This window comes from Planococcus salinarum, from assembly GCF_007004625.1.
Lineage (GTDB): Bacteria > Bacillota > Bacilli > Bacillales_A > Planococcaceae > Planococcus > Planococcus salinarum.
Map to the genome: position 1 here is coordinate 108,290 of NZ_VIFV01000008.1, position 16,668 is coordinate 124,957.

Genomic DNA, 16,668 nt, shown 5'->3' on the forward strand with positions numbered 1-16,668 from the left:
CAGTCATCTCAGACGAAACGAAAAAAGGATTACAGGAGGATACATGATGATCAATTTTCCAAAACCGACTGTGGAGCAATTTTTCCGCACATACATGATTTCTGATTTTACGGTGAGCCGCGATGAAAAGCGGCTGATTTTCAGTTCGAACCTGAACGGCAATGTGAATTTATGGGCGATGGATCTGCCCGCCGGCTTCCCGTACCTGTTCGCGCAGCGTGACGAGTCCGTGAGTTTCATCAAAATCGATCCGGAAAACCGGTTTGTGCTGGTCGGCTACGATAAGGACGGCGACGAGAATCACCAGATTTTTGGATTGCCGTACGCAGGTGGACTGCCGCAGCCGCTCCTGACCGGTGAACCGGATGAGAAATACTTTTTCTCGCATTTAAGTGAAGACGGCAAACGCTTGTATTACATGACGTCCAAAGGGAATCCGACCTATTTGAATACCCGCGTCCACAACCTGGAAGATGGTTCGGACAGGCTGCTACTTGAAGGGGTGGAAGGCGTCACGGAACTTTCGGCTGTTTCAGACAATGAAGAGGCGTTTGTTTATTCACGTGCGTTTGCCAACACTTACGTAACGTCATTTGTGAAAATCGGTGACGAGATGCATAACCTGACACCGGATGCCACGAAGGTCCATATCGCTTCGGACCCAGTGTTTACGGACGACAGCACGGTTTATTTCGTGACAAATTACGACAGCGAATACAGTTATGTGGCGAAATTTGATATCGGAGCGAAACAGTTCTCCCGGGCTTTGGAAATTGCCGGTGAAAGCGTGGAGAGCCTGAAGTGGCATAAGGAAAGTGCTGCGTTCTATATAACAACGGAAAAAGGCGTGGCCGATTCGCTGTATCGTGTGGATGCGGAAATGGAAAATCTGCAAAAACTGGATGCGCCGGTGGATATTATTGAGAAGATTCAAGTGACGAAATCAGGTTCTCTGTATTTATTGGGCAAAAGCTCGACGGTACCCCACAATATCTTCCGTTTGGAAAACGGGGCGGAATGGACGCGATTAACGAAGAACATCGTATTGGGACTGGAATCCGACGACATGGTGGAGCCGGATGTGGTGACGTACAACTCGTTCGACGGCATGGAAATCGAGGCGTTATTGTTCAGAGCGAAACCGGAAAACGACAACGGCCACACGATATTCTGGCCGCACGGCGGACCGCAGGCGGCGGAGCGCAAAAGTTTCCGTTCGATGTTCCAATGTTTCCTGAACCGGGGCTACTCCGTGTTCGCGCCGAACTTCCGCGGCAGCACGGACTATGGTGCGTCGTTTGTAAAACTGGTGGAGCAGGACTGGGGCGAAGGGCCGCGCCTGGATTGCCTCGCGGGCATCGAATGGCTGTTTGACGAAGGGATCAGCGACCGCGACAAATTATTCCTGGTAGGCGGAAGCTACGGCGGCTATATGGCGCTGCTGCTGCACGGCCGCCATCCGGAATATTTCAAAGCCGTCGTTGATATCTTCGGCGTCTCGGATCTGTTCACGTTCTACAACTCGGTGCCGGAACACTGGAAGCCGATGATGGAACGCTGGATCGGTAACCCGGAGCGCGACAAGGAACGTTTCATCAAAGACACGCCGACGACGTACCTCGACGGCATGGTCAAACCGATGCTGGTCATCCAGGGAGCGAAGGACCCGCGCGTCGTCAAAGAGGAATCCGACCAGATCGTCGCCAAGTTGCGTGACGCCGGCCGTGATGTAGAGTATCTCGTGTTGGACGATGAAGGCCACGGCTTCTCACGGAAAGAGAACGAGATTGCGGTATACAGCCGGATGCTGGATTTTTTGGCGAAGCATCAGGGGTAAAACAGCGAATAAACCGGTGGCGGCAGATGGAAATCTGCTGCTACCGGTTTTTTATGTTGTTTTTAGAGGGGGAAGGTGGAGAAATCGCAAGCTTTGGGGGACATTGTGAGTTTTATGTGCGGTGGGGCGGATTTATGTGCGGTGAGCGAGATTTGTGTGCGGTGAGCGAGATTTATGTGCGCACAGCAAGATTTATGTGCGGAGCACTAAAATTATGTGTAAAAAATAAAAATTTGCGCTAACTCCCATACCCAACTCCCATACCCAACTCCCACACCCAACTCGCGCACCCACCTAACCCACACCCGCAAAAAAAGGCCTCGCCTCAGCGGAGCCTTCATTCCTCGTAGCATCAATTCCTAAAACGCACCGGATCCGCCGCCCCCGCCGCCGACGCCAGCTCCTGATCCGGCTACTCCGGCGCTTGCGCTGGCAGTGGTGGCAGTGCTGGCAGAAACGAAGATGGCGGTCAGGAAGACAGGATTCATGATGAAGCTGGTGGCATCCGTTTCCGTGCCGGCGGAAGTGAAGACGGACGCTTTTCGTTCGGCGGTTTTGGGGTCAGTGCCGAGAAGATAGGCGTAGGCGCGCTGTTTTTCATCTTTTGTCAGGCTGTCCCATTGTTCGGACGGCAAATTCTCCATGGCGTCGTCCATGCGCCGCCAGTTCCGGCGGAGGACATGTCCTTCGTACGTGATGGGCGAGTAGCCGATGGCAAAGCCAAGTGCGGTCAGTGCCAGGACGATGGAGGCAGCCACCCACGGGAAGAGCCCGTAGATGCCGGTATAGATTGCGAGCCCCACGAAAACAAGGCTCAAGATTCCGGCAGTCCCACGCAAACCGGGATGTTTTTCGAAAAAGCCCTGTGCTTTCACTTCGTCACTGATGCCTTTATTCCACTCGGCCATTGCCTCATTATAGGCGGGATGATTCGATTCCTGCTGCGTATAGGCCTCGACTTGTTCGAGCGTAAATTCCCGACCGTTGCCGATTTCATCGAACAGGAGGCCAATCAACGCGTCTTCGTGCAGGTGGTCGGTATGTCGGTTGATCAGCTCGAAATGATTTTCCGACAACTGCCGGATATTGCCTTTGCGCATCAAGTCCATGATCGCGGCTGAAATCGTGTTCGGCGACAGAGAGCTGGAATGTGTGAAATGGAGCAGCGCGGGAATGCTCATCGTGTCTTTCGGTACAAAAAATTCGTACGGCGTCTTCCGGATTTTCTGTTTGCGCTGGAAAGCCCGGAACCATGCCAGGAGGATCCCTGCCAGTAACAGGGCGCCGGCAATGACAATGGCGGGAATGCCGAAGTTTCTGGCGGTTTGCTGATTCTGTGCGAAAATCGCCGCTTCATTTTCCAGCTGCTCGCGGTCTTGCGCTAAGTCGTCCCGCACAGTCCCGTCCTGAGCCGTCAGGGACGGAAACAATTCCGGTTCAAAAATCGCCCGGATATCGGCGTTTTCACCAGCGGGCACGGAGCCCAGTTCAAACAGCACAGAGCCATCGTTCGTAATCATTTCCGTTCCGTAAGCTTCGCCATAGCCAAGCGCCTGCACGTCTGCGGCAGGGGCAGGGGGAATGACGCGGATGGTCATATCGCCGTATTCGCTTTCGTTGCTCTCGTCGAAAAACGGCCAATAAAACTGCGCGCCATCTTCAAACTTCTCTACAGCGCCGGCAATTTGGTAAGAAAGCTCAACTTCCACCGTGTCGCCCGCCTCACCGCTTCGGTATACCTTATAAAGGCCATCTTCACTTTCGACCTTCAGGGCATTGCCGTTTTCCGAAGCCGAGAAACTTTCGATGGCAGTACCCTGTTTGGGAATCAGGCTGCGGGTGATGCCATTAAAATCGTCCTCAAAGTCGTAAGTGAACTGCTCGGTCACCTCAGCCGTGCCGTCCTTGTTCAAATGTGCATCAATCCGGACTTCCGTAATTTCAAAGTCGACAGCAAAAGCATGTGTCGGCAGCAGCAAGAGCACCAAAACGAACGCCAGCAAATAAGGGAGAATTTTTTTGCCAGTCATGATCCATCACCTCTTGCACAGTTATACGGATGAAGAGGGAGAAAGTTTCACGGGGAATTGCGCGGGTGCCAGTCACCGGCACAATTCTGCGGGAAAATGGATATCTTTGGCTGCCTCCTTTATACTGCACTTAAAGCGGGCTAAAACGATTTGAAGGAGGGAAAGCAATCATGAAAGAACAGCGAATCTTCAAGAAAAGTGCACTAACAATCATCACGGCGATTCTGGTGTTGTTGTTTATGCCGAATTTAGAGGCGGGGGGCATTTCTCCCGGCAAAGCGGAGGCAGCGACGACATTCCCGGACGTTACAGATTTTAAAGCTGAAATCGATTATTTGACGGGCCTTGAAATCATAAGAGGTTATCCGGATGGAACGTTCCGCCCGAAAACCAGCATTACCCGCCTGGATGCAGTCCGGATGATTCTGCGGGAAATGGAGATTGAAGATCCGGTTGCAGCAGACCCCGGCTTTTCGGACATGAATCCGGAAACCCAGGGCTACGCTCTGGTGGCAAAGGCTGTGGAAATCGGTTTTATTGACGGCAAGGTGCTCGAAGACGGTCGCAAGGTCTTCGATCCCCAAGGCAAGCTGACCCGGGCCGAGATGGCCAAAATCCTGGTTGAGGCATATTCGCTCACTGCGGACGATAACATCAAGTTCATCGATGTCTCCAGCGGCCATTGGGCGAGCAGCCATATCAGCCGGCTCGCGACAGCCAACATTACCGACGGCTTCCCGGGAGGTTATTTCAAGCCCGAAAGCAGCCTCGAACGGCAGCATTTTGCGGTGTTCATGGCGCGTCTGTTGAATCCGTCTGAATTTCAGGCCGGGCCAGTGGTGATTCCGCCGCCGAAATACCCGGCGCCTTCGACAGATACGCCAGGTTACTACGTGGACGGCATTCTGGTCGTCAATAAAGTCCATGACTTGCCATCAACTTATAATCCCGGCATCCACCCGCTCGCCCAAACGGCCGCCGATGAAATGATGGCGGATGCGAAAGCGCAAGGCGTGAATCTCAGCGTCATCAGTGCCTTCCGATCCTATTCGTACCAGGAAACGCTCTACAATAATTACGTTGAGCGCGATGGCCAGGCAGCGGCAGACCGCTACAGCGCAAGGCCAGGCCACAGCGAGCACCAGACGGGACTCGCCTTCGACTTTGGCGGCACAAATCAGTCCTATTGGCTGAAAACATCTTTTGCCGACACGGCAGCAGGCAGATGGCTGGAAGCAAACGCCTCTAAATATGGCTTTATCCTGCGCTATCCCGAAGGCAAAGAAAGCATCACGGGCTATATGTTCGAACCGTGGCATTTCCGCTATGTCGGTTCCCGGGAATCAGCGAAGATCAAAGCCAGCGGCAAAACGCTGGAAGAGTATCTCGGCGTCAGAGGGAGATAACCGATGTAACATGAGGGTGACAACATGAGGGTGACAGTCACCTGGTAATTATTGTTAATAGGGAACGGCATCCACGTGCAATTGTGGGTGCCGTTTTTGAATTGTTTGGGAATTGTGTGGGTGACTGTCACCTATAGAAATGCTATACTAACCGGAAACCTAATGTATTTTTTGATACATATTTGGCATTTAAAACGTAGAAAAGAGTGTAGATTTATCATGAAAATACCTAAACTTAACAAAATGGCGACCAGAATAACAACGGTTCTTTTTATGGTGGCTTTGCCGATTTTAACGCTCATTGTCATGGAACTGATTGTGCGGCAGGTGTTGACGCTGCCAATCGGACAATGGTTCATGGAATTTGACCGGCATCTGCTCGTCAATATATTCCTTGTACTCGCGCTGTTCAATCTGTTTTATATACTGCCGCGCAGGTGGTTTATGCTGTCGGGCATCGTTCTCAGCATTTTGCTGATTGTTTTCGCAGTTGCCAATAAAATCAAATTGGAACTTCGCAGTTCGCCCATTGCGCTGGGAGATTTCTATTTGCTTGATGAACTCGGCGGCTTTGAATTGCCCGTGAATTTCAATATGCCGCTATTGGTGCTGGCGGGATTCGCAGTGCTTGCCATTGTTGCCGCAATCGCACTGGCAATCCCCCGGGTAAAAGAAAATTGGCTGTTGAAAGGCGGCGTCTTTTTGTTGTCGGTCTTTTTCTTATTCGCCCTGTGGACAGACAAACCGTTTTCACCAATGCAACAGGCCAATTTCCAGCAGACCTGGTGGAAGCTTGAAATTGCCGTTATGCAAAACGGTGTTTTGGGGAATTTTATCATGCTCGCGAAGGAAGCGGATGTCGATCCGCCGGAAGGTTACTCGCTCGATAAGCTTGAAGAGATCGGTGCAGAATACGAGGCTGCTCCTGGCAATGACGGAGAAAAGCCCAATGTCATTTTTCTTATGAGCGAATCTTTCGTCGATCCATATTTCTTCGGTGAACAGCATTTCAAACAGGATCCGATTCCGAATTTCCGGAAGTATTCTGAAGAATCATTGCACGGTTCTGTGTATACACCCGAATTTGGTGGCGGCACAGCGAACGTGGAATTTGAGGCTTTGACCGGTTTCAGCATGCAGTTCATGCGCGCCGATTTTGTGCCGTACCAATTGTTCGTCAAGAAGCCATTGCCGTCCGCGGCCTATACGTTCCGCGCTGCGGGATATGACACAACGGCCATTCATACCTACTACGGCTGGTTCTATCAGCGTGAAACCGTTTATAGACAGCTTGGGTTTGATCAATTCATTTCCGGTGACTTTATGGATCTGGACCGCCCGAATGATCCAACGCAATCATTCCCGGAAGACAAGCACATCACGGATTCAACGCTTGAAACCTTGGATCATACAGAAGGTCCGGACTTTATCCATGCGGTCGCGGCCGAAGGGCATGTGCCGTATTGGCAAAAGGAGAAATCCGAATTTTTGAAAGACGGCACTTTGTCGCCTGAAACCCAGCCGTATTTGAATTACTACACAGCGGTAATGAATAATGTCGACAAAGAGCTAGGCCGTCTCATTGAAAATCTTGAGCAGCGGGACGAACCTTCAATCGTTGTATTCTTCGGCGACCATTTCCCGGCTTTCCCGAACGGCAACGAATTATACGGCGAAAATGGAGCCGATGTTGTCGGCGATATGCTGAATGATTACGACGATTACCTGGCCACACATAAAGCTCCTTATTTCATCTGGCGCTCGGATGGCAATGAATCACGCGAACTCGATTTGTCACCGAATCAATTCGGTCCGATTACGATGGAAATGGCGGGTGTTGAAGGAAATGTGGTCACAGCAATTCTTGACCGGATGCGTGAAAATGAGGAAACTGTAATTCCTTACGCCCAGTGGCAATCGCAGATGGGGGGCAATTCAGAAGAAATGGAGGACTTGGCAATCTTGCAATACGATTGGCTCCATGGCGATCGGCATACGACAAGCATGCTGCCGAATATGGAATTTTCACCGGCTATTGATTACCACTTCGGCCTTTATTCTGATATGACCGTCCAAAATGTACAGGAAAAGGGTGAACTCTACGAAATCTTCGTTGAAGGTGCGCCGAAATATGCGAAGCTGCTCGTCAACGGGGAAGAAATCAAGGAAATCGCCTGGCGTAAAGCAGAAGAAGGCGTAGCGGCATTCACCGTCAGCCAGGACCGGATCAGTTCGGGAGCGGATGTACAGCTCGCCGTCCTGAATTCCCAAGGTGCAGTTCTTCAGCAAACCAAAGTGTTCACCATGGAAACGGCATTGCAGGAATAGGGCGAAATCTTAGTGACAATTCAAAACCCCCGCTATCTCTTGAGAGATAGCGGGGGTTTTCTGTCATTCATTCTGCCGGCAAGGCAATAGGCATCTGCCCTGCAACAGCCACTTTAACTTGCCGCATCAATAACAGCGAGCAGTTCTTCGCCGGAATATGCACCATTTGCGGTGATTCTGTTCAACTCAAACATCGAAGCCGTGTCACCGTTCACCAAACCGGAATTGACGGTGAAGGCCATCTTATAGCCGGCCTGTTGCGCCAGGTGAATCGTGTCGTCGGAGTAATGGCCATAAGGATAAGCCAGCGACACGACGTCATATCCCATTTTTTCCTCAATGGTTTTTTTGCTTCGAATAAAATCCTGCAACACCCTGTTCTCAAAATCCGCTTGCGATTCAGTTTCAACTCCATACGCTGAGCGGGCGGCTATGACCCCTTCATACTCATTGCGGTAGTTCATCTGTTTATGATGCGCATCCCACGTATGCCCCTGGATCGTCACCAGTTCCTGCATCAACCGGGCTTCGGGCCAGGTGATTTTCTCATATTCATCAGGATACAGTTCACTCGGTGTTTCGAATATTCTGCTGGTAATGACGTTGATCGTGGCTTTCATCCCCAATTCTTTCAGGACAGGAAAAGCTTCGGTATACGTGCTTTTATAACCATCGTCGAATGTGATGAGTATGGGGTTGTCGGGCAGGGGGCTATTGTTCTCCAGGTGATCCGCCAATTCGTAATCGGTGATCGTGTTGAAGCCGGCCGCCTGGATTGCCGACATTTGCTCTTTGAAACGTTCCGGATCCACGCTGACGCTGTCGTTCCGGCCTTCCAGTAAAATGTGGTACATCAGGACTGGTATGTCCGGCGTTGCGGAATTTTCCAATGCGGCTTCTTTAGTATTTGCCGCAGCGACGACGGAGTTAGCCGTTATGGCTGCAGGAATCTGCTTTGGTGGTGCGGTATGTGCTGTATCTCTGACTGAATCAGTATGTATGGGCAAAAATACGAATATCAACAAGACAAGGAACAAAGAACCAAAAAAGCCTATTCTTCTCAAACGCCATCCCCCTTAAAGTGGAAATCTGATAATTCTTTAAGCTGAGTATACCTTTGGTCGTAGGTAAAAGTAAACAGTATAATTGGATATACTGTAAAATATCGGGACTTTTAAATGGTATGGTGACAGTCACCCACACAATTCAAACAAAATTCTGCTATCCAATGGCCAAGTGGCCTGCTCGGGCTGACCCAAGGTGACAGTCACCCAAACAATTCCCAAACAATTCACCCACCAACAACAAACACAAAAAAACCGGCCGGACAACAAAGCCCGGTCGGCTCACTTTCAGCATTTATAAATCTTGCGGATGATAGATTGCGGTAATCAGTTGTTTGGAGGAACGCCCGTTTGAAAAGGTGTTCCAATGGTCACGGAATCGTTCGATTTTCTGTTGGTCAACCGCCGGATCCAGGATATGCTGGATGACATCCGCCGTACTCGTAACCATCGGGCCTGGGAAGAACAGGTCGTTGATGTGCCAGATGCCTTGTGTCCGGTTGTATTCTTCGATGTCATACGTGAAGAAAATCATTTTTTTGCCGAGCATTGAAAATTCGACCGGAATGGATGAGTAATCAGAAACCAGGATATCACTCACCAGCAACAGCTCGTTGATGTGCGGGTATCCGCTGGCCAGGATGACCCGCGGATGATCCGGGACTTTCGCTGCGGCATGGACAGAAGGGTGGAGGCGGACCAACAATACATAATCGTCACCCAATGTTTCAAGGAACAGTGGAATATCGAATTCCACCGCCATCTTCTGCAGTTCGTCTTTCCGGAAAGTCGGTGCATACAGCACGACTTTTTTTCCTTTTATCGCAGGGTAATGTGCCAGAACATTTTTTAATCCGGCAGCTTTGAGTTCATCGTCAAAATAAAAGTCGGTTTGCGGGACGCCCGTATAGAGAAAATGGCTCATGTCTACCTGGAACGCCTCTGAAAAGATTTCCGCCATCTGGCGAGAGCCGACGGGGATGTATTGGAACCGGTCATAGACTTCCTGGAATCGGATTTTCGCACGGGAATTTCTGGCATCCGTTTCCGGGTCGCGCCAGCCGAATTGCTTGATGGCACCGGCCGCATGCCATAACTGAATACATTTCACTTCATGCCGGAACTGAATGACCGACAGGACGCCCGCGTAATTGTCGACAAAGACGTATTTCGATGTTGCCAGATGATAGATGGAAAACAAAGTCTCTACTATATTCCATGATTCGAATGTATAGATTTTCTTATTGGCTGTCGAAATCGTGGAAAAATCCACCTTGCACCGCGTCTGGTTGATGAAGACCAGGCGGTGCTGGCCGGATGATGCCAATTCGTTGGCGATGAAAAAAGCGTTGTCGCCGAATGAAGAAAGGAACACCGTTTTGTTTTTCAGGGGCAGCAGGTTAAAAAGGGAAAAAACGATTTTGAAGAAGAACAAGTAAATGGAAATGATGATTTCGCTTTTCATTGTTTCTTCAGGAGATCCATTTTGATTTTGGAAGTCGAGATGCCCTCGGTTCTTGGAAGGTATCTGACTTCGCAATGTTCTTTCAGTTCATCGAATTTGCCTTCCCAATCAGAGCCCATTACGAATATCTGTACATCATTGTTTCGGATATCATCGACTTTCTGACCCCAATTTGTCTCCGGTATCACTTCGTCCACGTATTTTATGGATTCAAGGATCAGTTTCCGTTCTTCATAGGAGTGGTACGCGGCTTTGCCTTTAATATCATTGAATTCGTCAGAAGATAAGCCGACGATCAAATAGTCGCCGAACTCTTTTGCCCGTTTCAGGATATTAATATGCCCGTGATGAATCAAATCAAATGTACCGTACGTTATGACTTTTTTCATATTATCTACACTCCACATCTCGTATATGTTTTGCCGCTTAAGGTATAGTATCATCAATCGTCTGCTAAGAAAATATTCCTATAGCAAATACGATCTTCCTCAATTGTTTTGATGGCGTCTCCCGCCATCGGCCGTTCACAAATATTACTTTGAAATTCAGCCTATTCGCTATTGTATCACACGGGCTGAAATGATGAGATATTTTATTGGAATTTCGTTGCCACTTCAGGTGGGCAAACCGCAGTGAAAAGGGCTGTTTTTTGCTAAATAAATCGGAAAATATATATAATATTGATTCTGTTCCCTTATTTAGCGGAAAATGATAAGATGTTTTATTGTTAGCAAAATATTTTTCTTTGACCTGTTAAATAGGAAACGGCGGCGATTTTTCTGCTCATACCGCCCAAATCAGCCGAAAGTCAGAATTTTTACGCTATACCATGTTAATTTCCTATATATAGCATCGTGAAACATTATCTGTTGCCTTTGACGAAAATAACGGCAATATGTTCCGGCTATTCGGCAGGAAGCGTGATATTACATAGCGAAGTTCCGGATCCTTTCAAAGGAAGGAACGGTACGAATATAAATACGGCGGCAGCTGTTTAATAGCGATGAAATGAAGGAATACCAAATAAGGTGTAATTTCACAATTTCCAGCGACTGCTTGAAAAAATTTCCATTTTGAAACCGACGGGCCGATTATGTCCTCCGTCAAAGTGGATTATTCAGAGAAAGAATCGAGGACTGCAAGTGATCAGACGTTTAAAGAACAATCCATTGGTATTGAAACTATTCCGGCTCATTTTCGTCCTTCTCGGCAGCTTGCCGAAAAAGAAAAATCTGGTCATTTTCGAAAGTTTCCACGCCAAACAATACAGCGACAGCCCGCGGGCCATCTACGAATACATGAAAAAGCATTACCCGGATTTCCGGCTCATTTGGAGTGTCGACAAACAGGCAGCTCCGTTATTCGATGGATTCGGCGTTCCTTATATCCGCCGGTTCACGCTGCGGTGGTTCCTTGAATTTCCGCGCGCCAAATATTGGGTCAATAATGTCCGGTTGCCGAGCTGGATGCCGAAGCCGGCTGACACGGTTTACGTCCAGACCTGGCATGGCACGCCGCTGAAAAAGCTGGGTACGGATATCGAAGAGATCCATATGCCCGGCACAGACACAGCGAGCTACAAACTCAATTTTGTCCTGGAAGCGAACAAATGGGATTACCTCGTGTCGCCCAATGCTTATTCCACGGAAATTTTCACACGGGCATTCGAATACGGCGGCAAAGTCATCGAGTCGGGCTATCCCCGCAACGATGTGCTGTCGACTCCTTCGGAAACGCTTAGCAGCAGCATCAAAAGAGATCTGGGCATTCCGGTGGAAAAGAAAGTGATGCTGTATGCACCGACCTGGCGTGATGATGACTATTTTGAAAAAGGGAAATACCGTTTTGAATTTCAGTTCGACCTGGAGCGGTGGAAACGGGAGTTCGGCGAAGAATGGGTCCTGTTGTCGCGCATGCATTACCTTGTCGCGGAAAATTTCGATTTCAGCGCGCATGCGGGAACGGTTTATGACGTGTCGACATACCCCGATATCCGGGAACTGTATCTGATCTCGGATTTGCTGATTACGGATTATTCCTCGGTGTTTTTCGATTTCGCCGTACTGAACCGGCCGATCGTCTTCTTTATGTACGATCTTGAAAATTACCGCGACCAATTGCGGGGCTTTTATATCGACATCGAGAACGAGGCCCCTGGCCCGATTGTCCAGACGGAGGCGGATTTATTCGCCGCCATCAACGCCTTGAAGGATTCGGACGTCCGGTCCAATCCGAAATTCAAGGCGTTCCGGAACAGATTTTCCTCATTGGAAGACGGTCATGCTGCTCAGCGAGTGGTAGAAGCCTTCCTCGAGTAGTATGATAATATATGAGTGGGTGAGGAATTCTAATGAAATCAGCTTTTAAAATCTTAAAAGAGCAAATACAATATTTCTATCTGGTCAGAAGGCTGTCAATCTACGAACTGCGCAGCCTCGTCAGTGGAAACTATCTCGGCATGGCCTGGGAGATCATCAATCCGGTCATCCAGATCAGCATTTACTGGTTCGTCTTCGGTTACGGGATCCGCGAGCGGGAACCGGTAGGCGACGTGCCTTATCTCCAATGGATGTTTGCCGGAATCCTTGCCTGGTTCTTCATCACACAAGCTGTGCTGAAAGGCTCCAAATCGATTTACAGCAAAATAAAGATGCTCGCGAAGATGAATTTCCCGATGAGTGTCATTCCAAGTTATGTCATTTTTTCTCAATTTTATCCGCATTTGATATTGCTCGGGCTCGGAACCTTATTCCTTCAGTTTATCGGTTATCCGCTGTCCATCTATATCCTGCAACTGCCTTTATACATCATCGGTTTGTTGGCGTTCCTCTTCAGTTTGACGCTGATCACCTCGACACTCGCGACGATTATCCGCGACGTCCAGATGCTGCTGCAATCGATCATGCGCATGCTGCTGTACCTGTCGCCTATCCTGTGGCCGCCAAGCCTGTTGCCGGACGAATGGCAATTGGCGCTGAAGCTGAATCCTTTCTATTACATCATTGAAGGTTACCGGCATTCCCTGCTAGGGCAGGGCTGGTATTTCATCGAAAATCCGCTGTATACATTCTATTTCTGCGGAGTTGTCCTGGTGACCTTCATCATCGGCGCGTATCTGCACGTGAAATTCAGAAGTCAATTTATTGATTTCCTATAAAATGGGAAGTGAAGCACATGTCTAATTCAGTCGAAGTCCACAATGTTTCCAAGCGTTATAAATTATATAAGAAAAATTCTGAACGCCTGTTGGATCTGTTGATTCCCCATAAGGAATACGGAGAGGCGTTCTACGCCCTTCAGGACGTTTCCTTTAATGTCGAGAAGGGTTCGATTGTCGGCCTCGTCGGCATCAACGGTTCCGGCAAGTCAACGCTGGCGAACGTCATTGCGGGTGTCATTCCGGCAACGGGAGGACACGTCGTCAGCAACGGCAATATTTCACTGATTGCTGTCAACGCCGGTCTGGACAATAAACTCACCGGCCGCGAGAACGTTGAATTGAAACTTCTCATGCTCGGTTTTTCGAAAACGGAAATCAATGCAATGGAAGAAGAAATCATTGAATTCGCGGAGCTGGAGAAGTTTATCGACCAGCCTGTCAAAACCTATTCCAGCGGGATGAAATCACGCCTCGGCTTTTCCATTTCGGTCCGGGTCAATCCGGATATCCTGATCATCGATGAAGCCTTGTCGGTGGGGGATAAAGCTTTTGCAGAAAAAAGCCTCAGCAAGATGATGGAATTTAAGGAACAGGGCAAAACAATGTTCTTTGTCAGCCATTCAATCTCCCAGATGCGGAAATTCTGTGAAAAGATCCTGTGGCTGGAATTCGGGGTCGTAAAAGAATACGGTCCGGCTTCGGAAGTTTTGGCGCATTATGAGGAATTCCTTGAAGAATTCAAGAACATGTCCAAAAAAGAAAAGAAAAAATACCGCCAGAATGCGCTCGATCGGCAATCAAAAATCGGTGCAAAATCATAATGGAAACGGCTTCCCATGCGGAAGCCGTTTTTTTATGTGCCCACAGCAAACCGGCAAGCCACTTTATAAATTTTATATAAATGTTAAAAAATTCAGAATTTTTGTTGACAAGTCGCTAGTAACTTGTTAATTTAGTAGTTATTAAGATGTGCTGCCACGGAGGATTATGAGTGTTTCTATTGCCGGTATTGGGCCTATTTTACTTGTTCGTGTGTATAGAGAGGTACAGGCAGGCGTTCATCGAAGGCGTGCCAGTGAAATAGAGGAGGTCTGGGAATGATAAAGACTGACCAGAAGAAAATTCTTGTCCTGGGTGGAACGAAGCATATGATCGATGTGGTGGAAACAGCCAAGCGTATGGGGATGTCCCCGATTGTGGTCGACAACGTCATCGGTTCACCAGCCAAGAGCTTTGCAGATAAATCATTCAATACCAGTACAGCTGATATCGAGGGCCTGGCGAAAATCGTTCGCGAAGAAGAAGTGGATGGAATTTACACGGCTTTCGAAGATATAAATTCATGGAATGCCATAGCCCTCTGCAAAAAAATGGGGTTGCCGTTCTATGCAACGAAAGAGCAGCCGGCAATCGCCTCCCATAAAGACCGCTTCAAGGAAATCTGCCGCCGTTTTAGTGTTCCTGTCATCGAGGAATGGGAAATGGCCGTGGAACTCGAAGAAACAGTTGTTGCATCCTGGAAATTTCCGGTTCTCATCAAGCCGGTTGAGGGTTTTACCAGCCGAGGCAATAAAGCAGGGTGAAATGGTAAGATGAAATGGATACAATAACAGTCGGCATGAAGTGGTGAATATACCGCTTCTTTTTTATGGAATGATATAATAGTTTCCGACTGTCTAAACGTTTAGAAAAGGGAAGTTGTTGACATGAGAAACAAAACTGCAGCATGGACTGCTGTTATTGGCTGGATGGTATTGATTTTTGTGTTATCCCACCAGCCTGGGTCGGTATCCAGTGGACTCAGCTCCGGAATTACGGAATTCCTGATTGGTTTTGCAGATGATCTTTTGCCGGAAAACGGGGACGGAGTCGAGCAAGTCCATACCTTTGTTCGGAAAAATGCCCACTTCATCGCATATTTCATCCTGGGAATTCTGCTGGTGAATGCACTGGGGAGTTGGAACAATTTGCACTTCCGGGAACTGCTGATCGCTTTTGCAGTATCGGCACTTTACGGGGCGTCCGATGAATTCCACCAATTATTCATTGAAGGCAGAAGCGGTGAGTTCCGTGATGTACTGATCGACAGCGCTGGCGCTGCAGCGGGCCTCCTTGTTTACTGGACAATCAATACTGTTGCAGTCGGGAAAAAAATGGAGAATAGAAAAAATTGAACAAATTCCTGGAAACAGCAACCCGGCAGCCTGATTGGCTGCCGGGTTGCTGTTTCCACTTTTATTTTACGAATGTTTGGACATGGGACGGACGGGGGAAAATATCCGGCTGCTTGTCGATGCCTTCATTTGTGCCTCTTTTGGCATGAGCGCTGCCATAAGCTTTCGATTCCTGCCAATTTTTAAAATCGACCTCGCTGTCCCATAAGGTAAGAATGACGTAAGTATCCGAATTTATCGGGCGCAGCACACGGATGGCTGCAAAGCCGGGCTCTTTTTCGACAAGCCCTGCCCTGTTGGAAAAGCGGGACTCGAAAACTTCCTTTCCCTCCGAACTTACGGGAATATTATTGAAAACGGCAAAATAGCCATCATTGGTATCCCCGACCGCATTCAACACCTGATAAGCTGCTGTATCCGGCAAGACGGTTCCGCCGTCGGATTCATGAAGCAGAACCGCCTCTTCCCCGCTGGACATATAAATTAGCCTTGAATTGGGAAGGGTGGCCATAATCGATATTGCCCCGTCCCGGTGTCCCTGCCATTTATACAAGTTCATGTTGTGCACCTCTTTCCATCGGTTTGTCTCCATCATTTTATCTTTTTAAAACACAGTATGCCAACTTCAGCCCACACCGGGTATGCCGATGATGTATTTGTTGTTCATGAAAAAAGGATTTGAAGCTGCGCTTTCGGCAGGAAGCCATTGACATTCCTCTGATATTGGTATAAATTTACTTAATGGAAAAAAACAAGATGGTGTGTTGTGCGGATCTTTAAACGGCAGTTCGTTAGCAGTCACCGAAGGAGTAATGAGGAATTATTATGTGGGCATTAATCATATCGGGTGTTACGTTTATAGCGGCTATTGTTATTTCCCTCGGAAAAATCAGCGAACGCGGAAATGATATTGCTGCAGGTCACCGGGAAGAATTACTGGCAAGAGAAACCGCTGATGAAGAGAGTGGCATCGAGCAATAAAAGCAGAATAGGAATTTCTGAAATGAAAACCCTCGGAATTAACAAATTCCGAGGGTTTTTTGGTGTGCCCGGCATGGGCGTAATCTATAGGGTGCGAGTCCCGAACTGTGAAGGCAGAAGTAACAGTTAGCCAAGCGCAAGGGTGTCCACGGCGACGTGGAATCTGAAGGAAGCGGGCGGCAAACCTCCGGTCTGAGGAACACGAACTTCATAGAAGGCTATG

Annotated in this window: 14 protein-coding genes; 9 read left to right on the plus strand and 5 right to left on the minus strand. The window is 48.6% G+C overall.

Translation table 11 applies throughout. The features are described from left to right. Positions 1–46 precede the first annotated feature (46 nt). Positions 47–1,837 carry a S9 family peptidase gene (locus tag DIJ65_RS06935; protein WP_117300261.1) on the plus strand — a complete coding sequence of 597 codons (1,791 nt, stop codon included), beginning with the start codon at positions 47–49 and terminating at the stop codon, positions 1,835–1,837. Positions 1,838–2,196: 359 nt separating this feature from the next. Here the strand turns inward: DIJ65_RS06935 and DIJ65_RS06940 are convergent, their stop codons facing one another. Then, positions 2,197–3,867: a DUF2207 domain-containing protein gene (locus DIJ65_RS06940; protein ID WP_117300259.1), complete on the minus strand. Its 1,671-nt coding sequence runs from the start codon at positions 3,865–3,867 to the stop codon at positions 2,197–2,199. 170 nt (positions 3,868–4,037) lie between these two features. On the opposite strand from DIJ65_RS06940, the gene DIJ65_RS06945 reads away from it, so the two are divergent. Next, entirely contained in the window at positions 4,038–5,273 is a 1,236-nt protein-coding gene (locus DIJ65_RS06945) for a D-alanyl-D-alanine carboxypeptidase family protein (protein WP_117300257.1), read from the plus strand. Positions 5,274–5,492: 219 nt separating this feature from the next. Beyond that, on the plus strand, positions 5,493–7,601 hold the full coding sequence (locus DIJ65_RS06950; RefSeq protein ID WP_185959513.1) for an LTA synthase family protein: 2,109 nt from the start codon (positions 5,493–5,495) through the stop codon (positions 7,599–7,601). A gap of 113 nt (positions 7,602–7,714) precedes the next feature. Here DIJ65_RS06950 and DIJ65_RS06955 read toward each other — a convergent pair whose 3' ends face one another. The 3 genes from DIJ65_RS06955 to tagD form a co-directional block, all read right to left on the minus strand. After that, positions 7,715–8,665, minus strand: coding sequence for a polysaccharide deacetylase family protein (locus DIJ65_RS06955; RefSeq protein WP_117300253.1), 951 nt, complete (start codon positions 8,663–8,665; stop codon positions 7,715–7,717). A gap of 295 nt (positions 8,666–8,960) precedes the next feature. Beyond that, entirely contained in the window at positions 8,961–10,130 is a 1,170-nt protein-coding gene (locus DIJ65_RS06960; RefSeq protein ID WP_117300251.1) for a CDP-glycerol glycerophosphotransferase family protein, read from the minus strand. Then, on the minus strand, positions 10,127–10,519 hold the full coding sequence (gene tagD, locus DIJ65_RS06965; protein WP_117300249.1) for a glycerol-3-phosphate cytidylyltransferase: 393 nt from the start codon (positions 10,517–10,519) through the stop codon (positions 10,127–10,129). The genes DIJ65_RS06960 and tagD overlap by 4 nt, the downstream gene beginning before the upstream one ends. Before the next feature lie 753 nt (positions 10,520–11,272). Between tagD and DIJ65_RS06970 the strand changes: the two genes are divergently transcribed. From DIJ65_RS06970 to DIJ65_RS06990, 5 genes are all read left to right on the plus strand, one after another. Next, positions 11,273–12,448: a CDP-glycerol glycerophosphotransferase family protein gene (locus tag DIJ65_RS06970; RefSeq protein WP_117300247.1), complete on the plus strand. Its 1,176-nt coding sequence runs from the start codon at positions 11,273–11,275 to the stop codon at positions 12,446–12,448. A 32-nt stretch (positions 12,449–12,480) separates the two neighbouring features. Further along, positions 12,481–13,287, plus strand: coding sequence for an ABC transporter permease (locus tag DIJ65_RS06975; protein WP_071152389.1), 807 nt, complete (start codon positions 12,481–12,483; stop codon positions 13,285–13,287). A 17-nt stretch (positions 13,288–13,304) separates the two neighbouring features. Next, complete coding sequence (tagH, locus tag DIJ65_RS06980) at positions 13,305–14,111, plus strand: teichoic acids export ABC transporter ATP-binding subunit TagH (RefSeq protein WP_071152388.1); 807 nt, start codon at positions 13,305–13,307, stop codon at positions 14,109–14,111. A gap of 276 nt (positions 14,112–14,387) precedes the next feature. Further along, complete coding sequence (locus tag DIJ65_RS06985) at positions 14,388–14,873, plus strand: ATP-grasp domain-containing protein (protein WP_071152387.1); 486 nt, start codon at positions 14,388–14,390, stop codon at positions 14,871–14,873. 123 nt (positions 14,874–14,996) lie between these two features. Further along, positions 14,997–15,464 carry a VanZ family protein gene (locus DIJ65_RS06990; RefSeq protein WP_071152386.1) on the plus strand — a complete coding sequence of 156 codons (468 nt, stop codon included), beginning with the start codon at positions 14,997–14,999 and terminating at the stop codon, positions 15,462–15,464. 61 nt (positions 15,465–15,525) lie between these two features. Here DIJ65_RS06990 and DIJ65_RS06995 read toward each other — a convergent pair whose 3' ends face one another. Further along, the gene (locus DIJ65_RS06995) at positions 15,526–16,023 is read right to left on the minus strand and encodes an antibiotic biosynthesis monooxygenase family protein (protein WP_117300245.1); all 498 of its coding nucleotides are present in this window, start codon (positions 16,021–16,023) and stop codon (positions 15,526–15,528) included. Positions 16,024–16,289: 266 nt separating this feature from the next. Here DIJ65_RS06995 and DIJ65_RS16295 point away from each other — a divergent pair, with 266 nt between their 5' ends. Continuing rightward, positions 16,290–16,445, plus strand: a complete 156-nt coding sequence (locus DIJ65_RS16295; RefSeq protein WP_154718715.1) for a hypothetical protein — start codon at positions 16,290–16,292, stop codon at positions 16,443–16,445. Positions 16,446–16,668 lie beyond the last annotated feature (223 nt).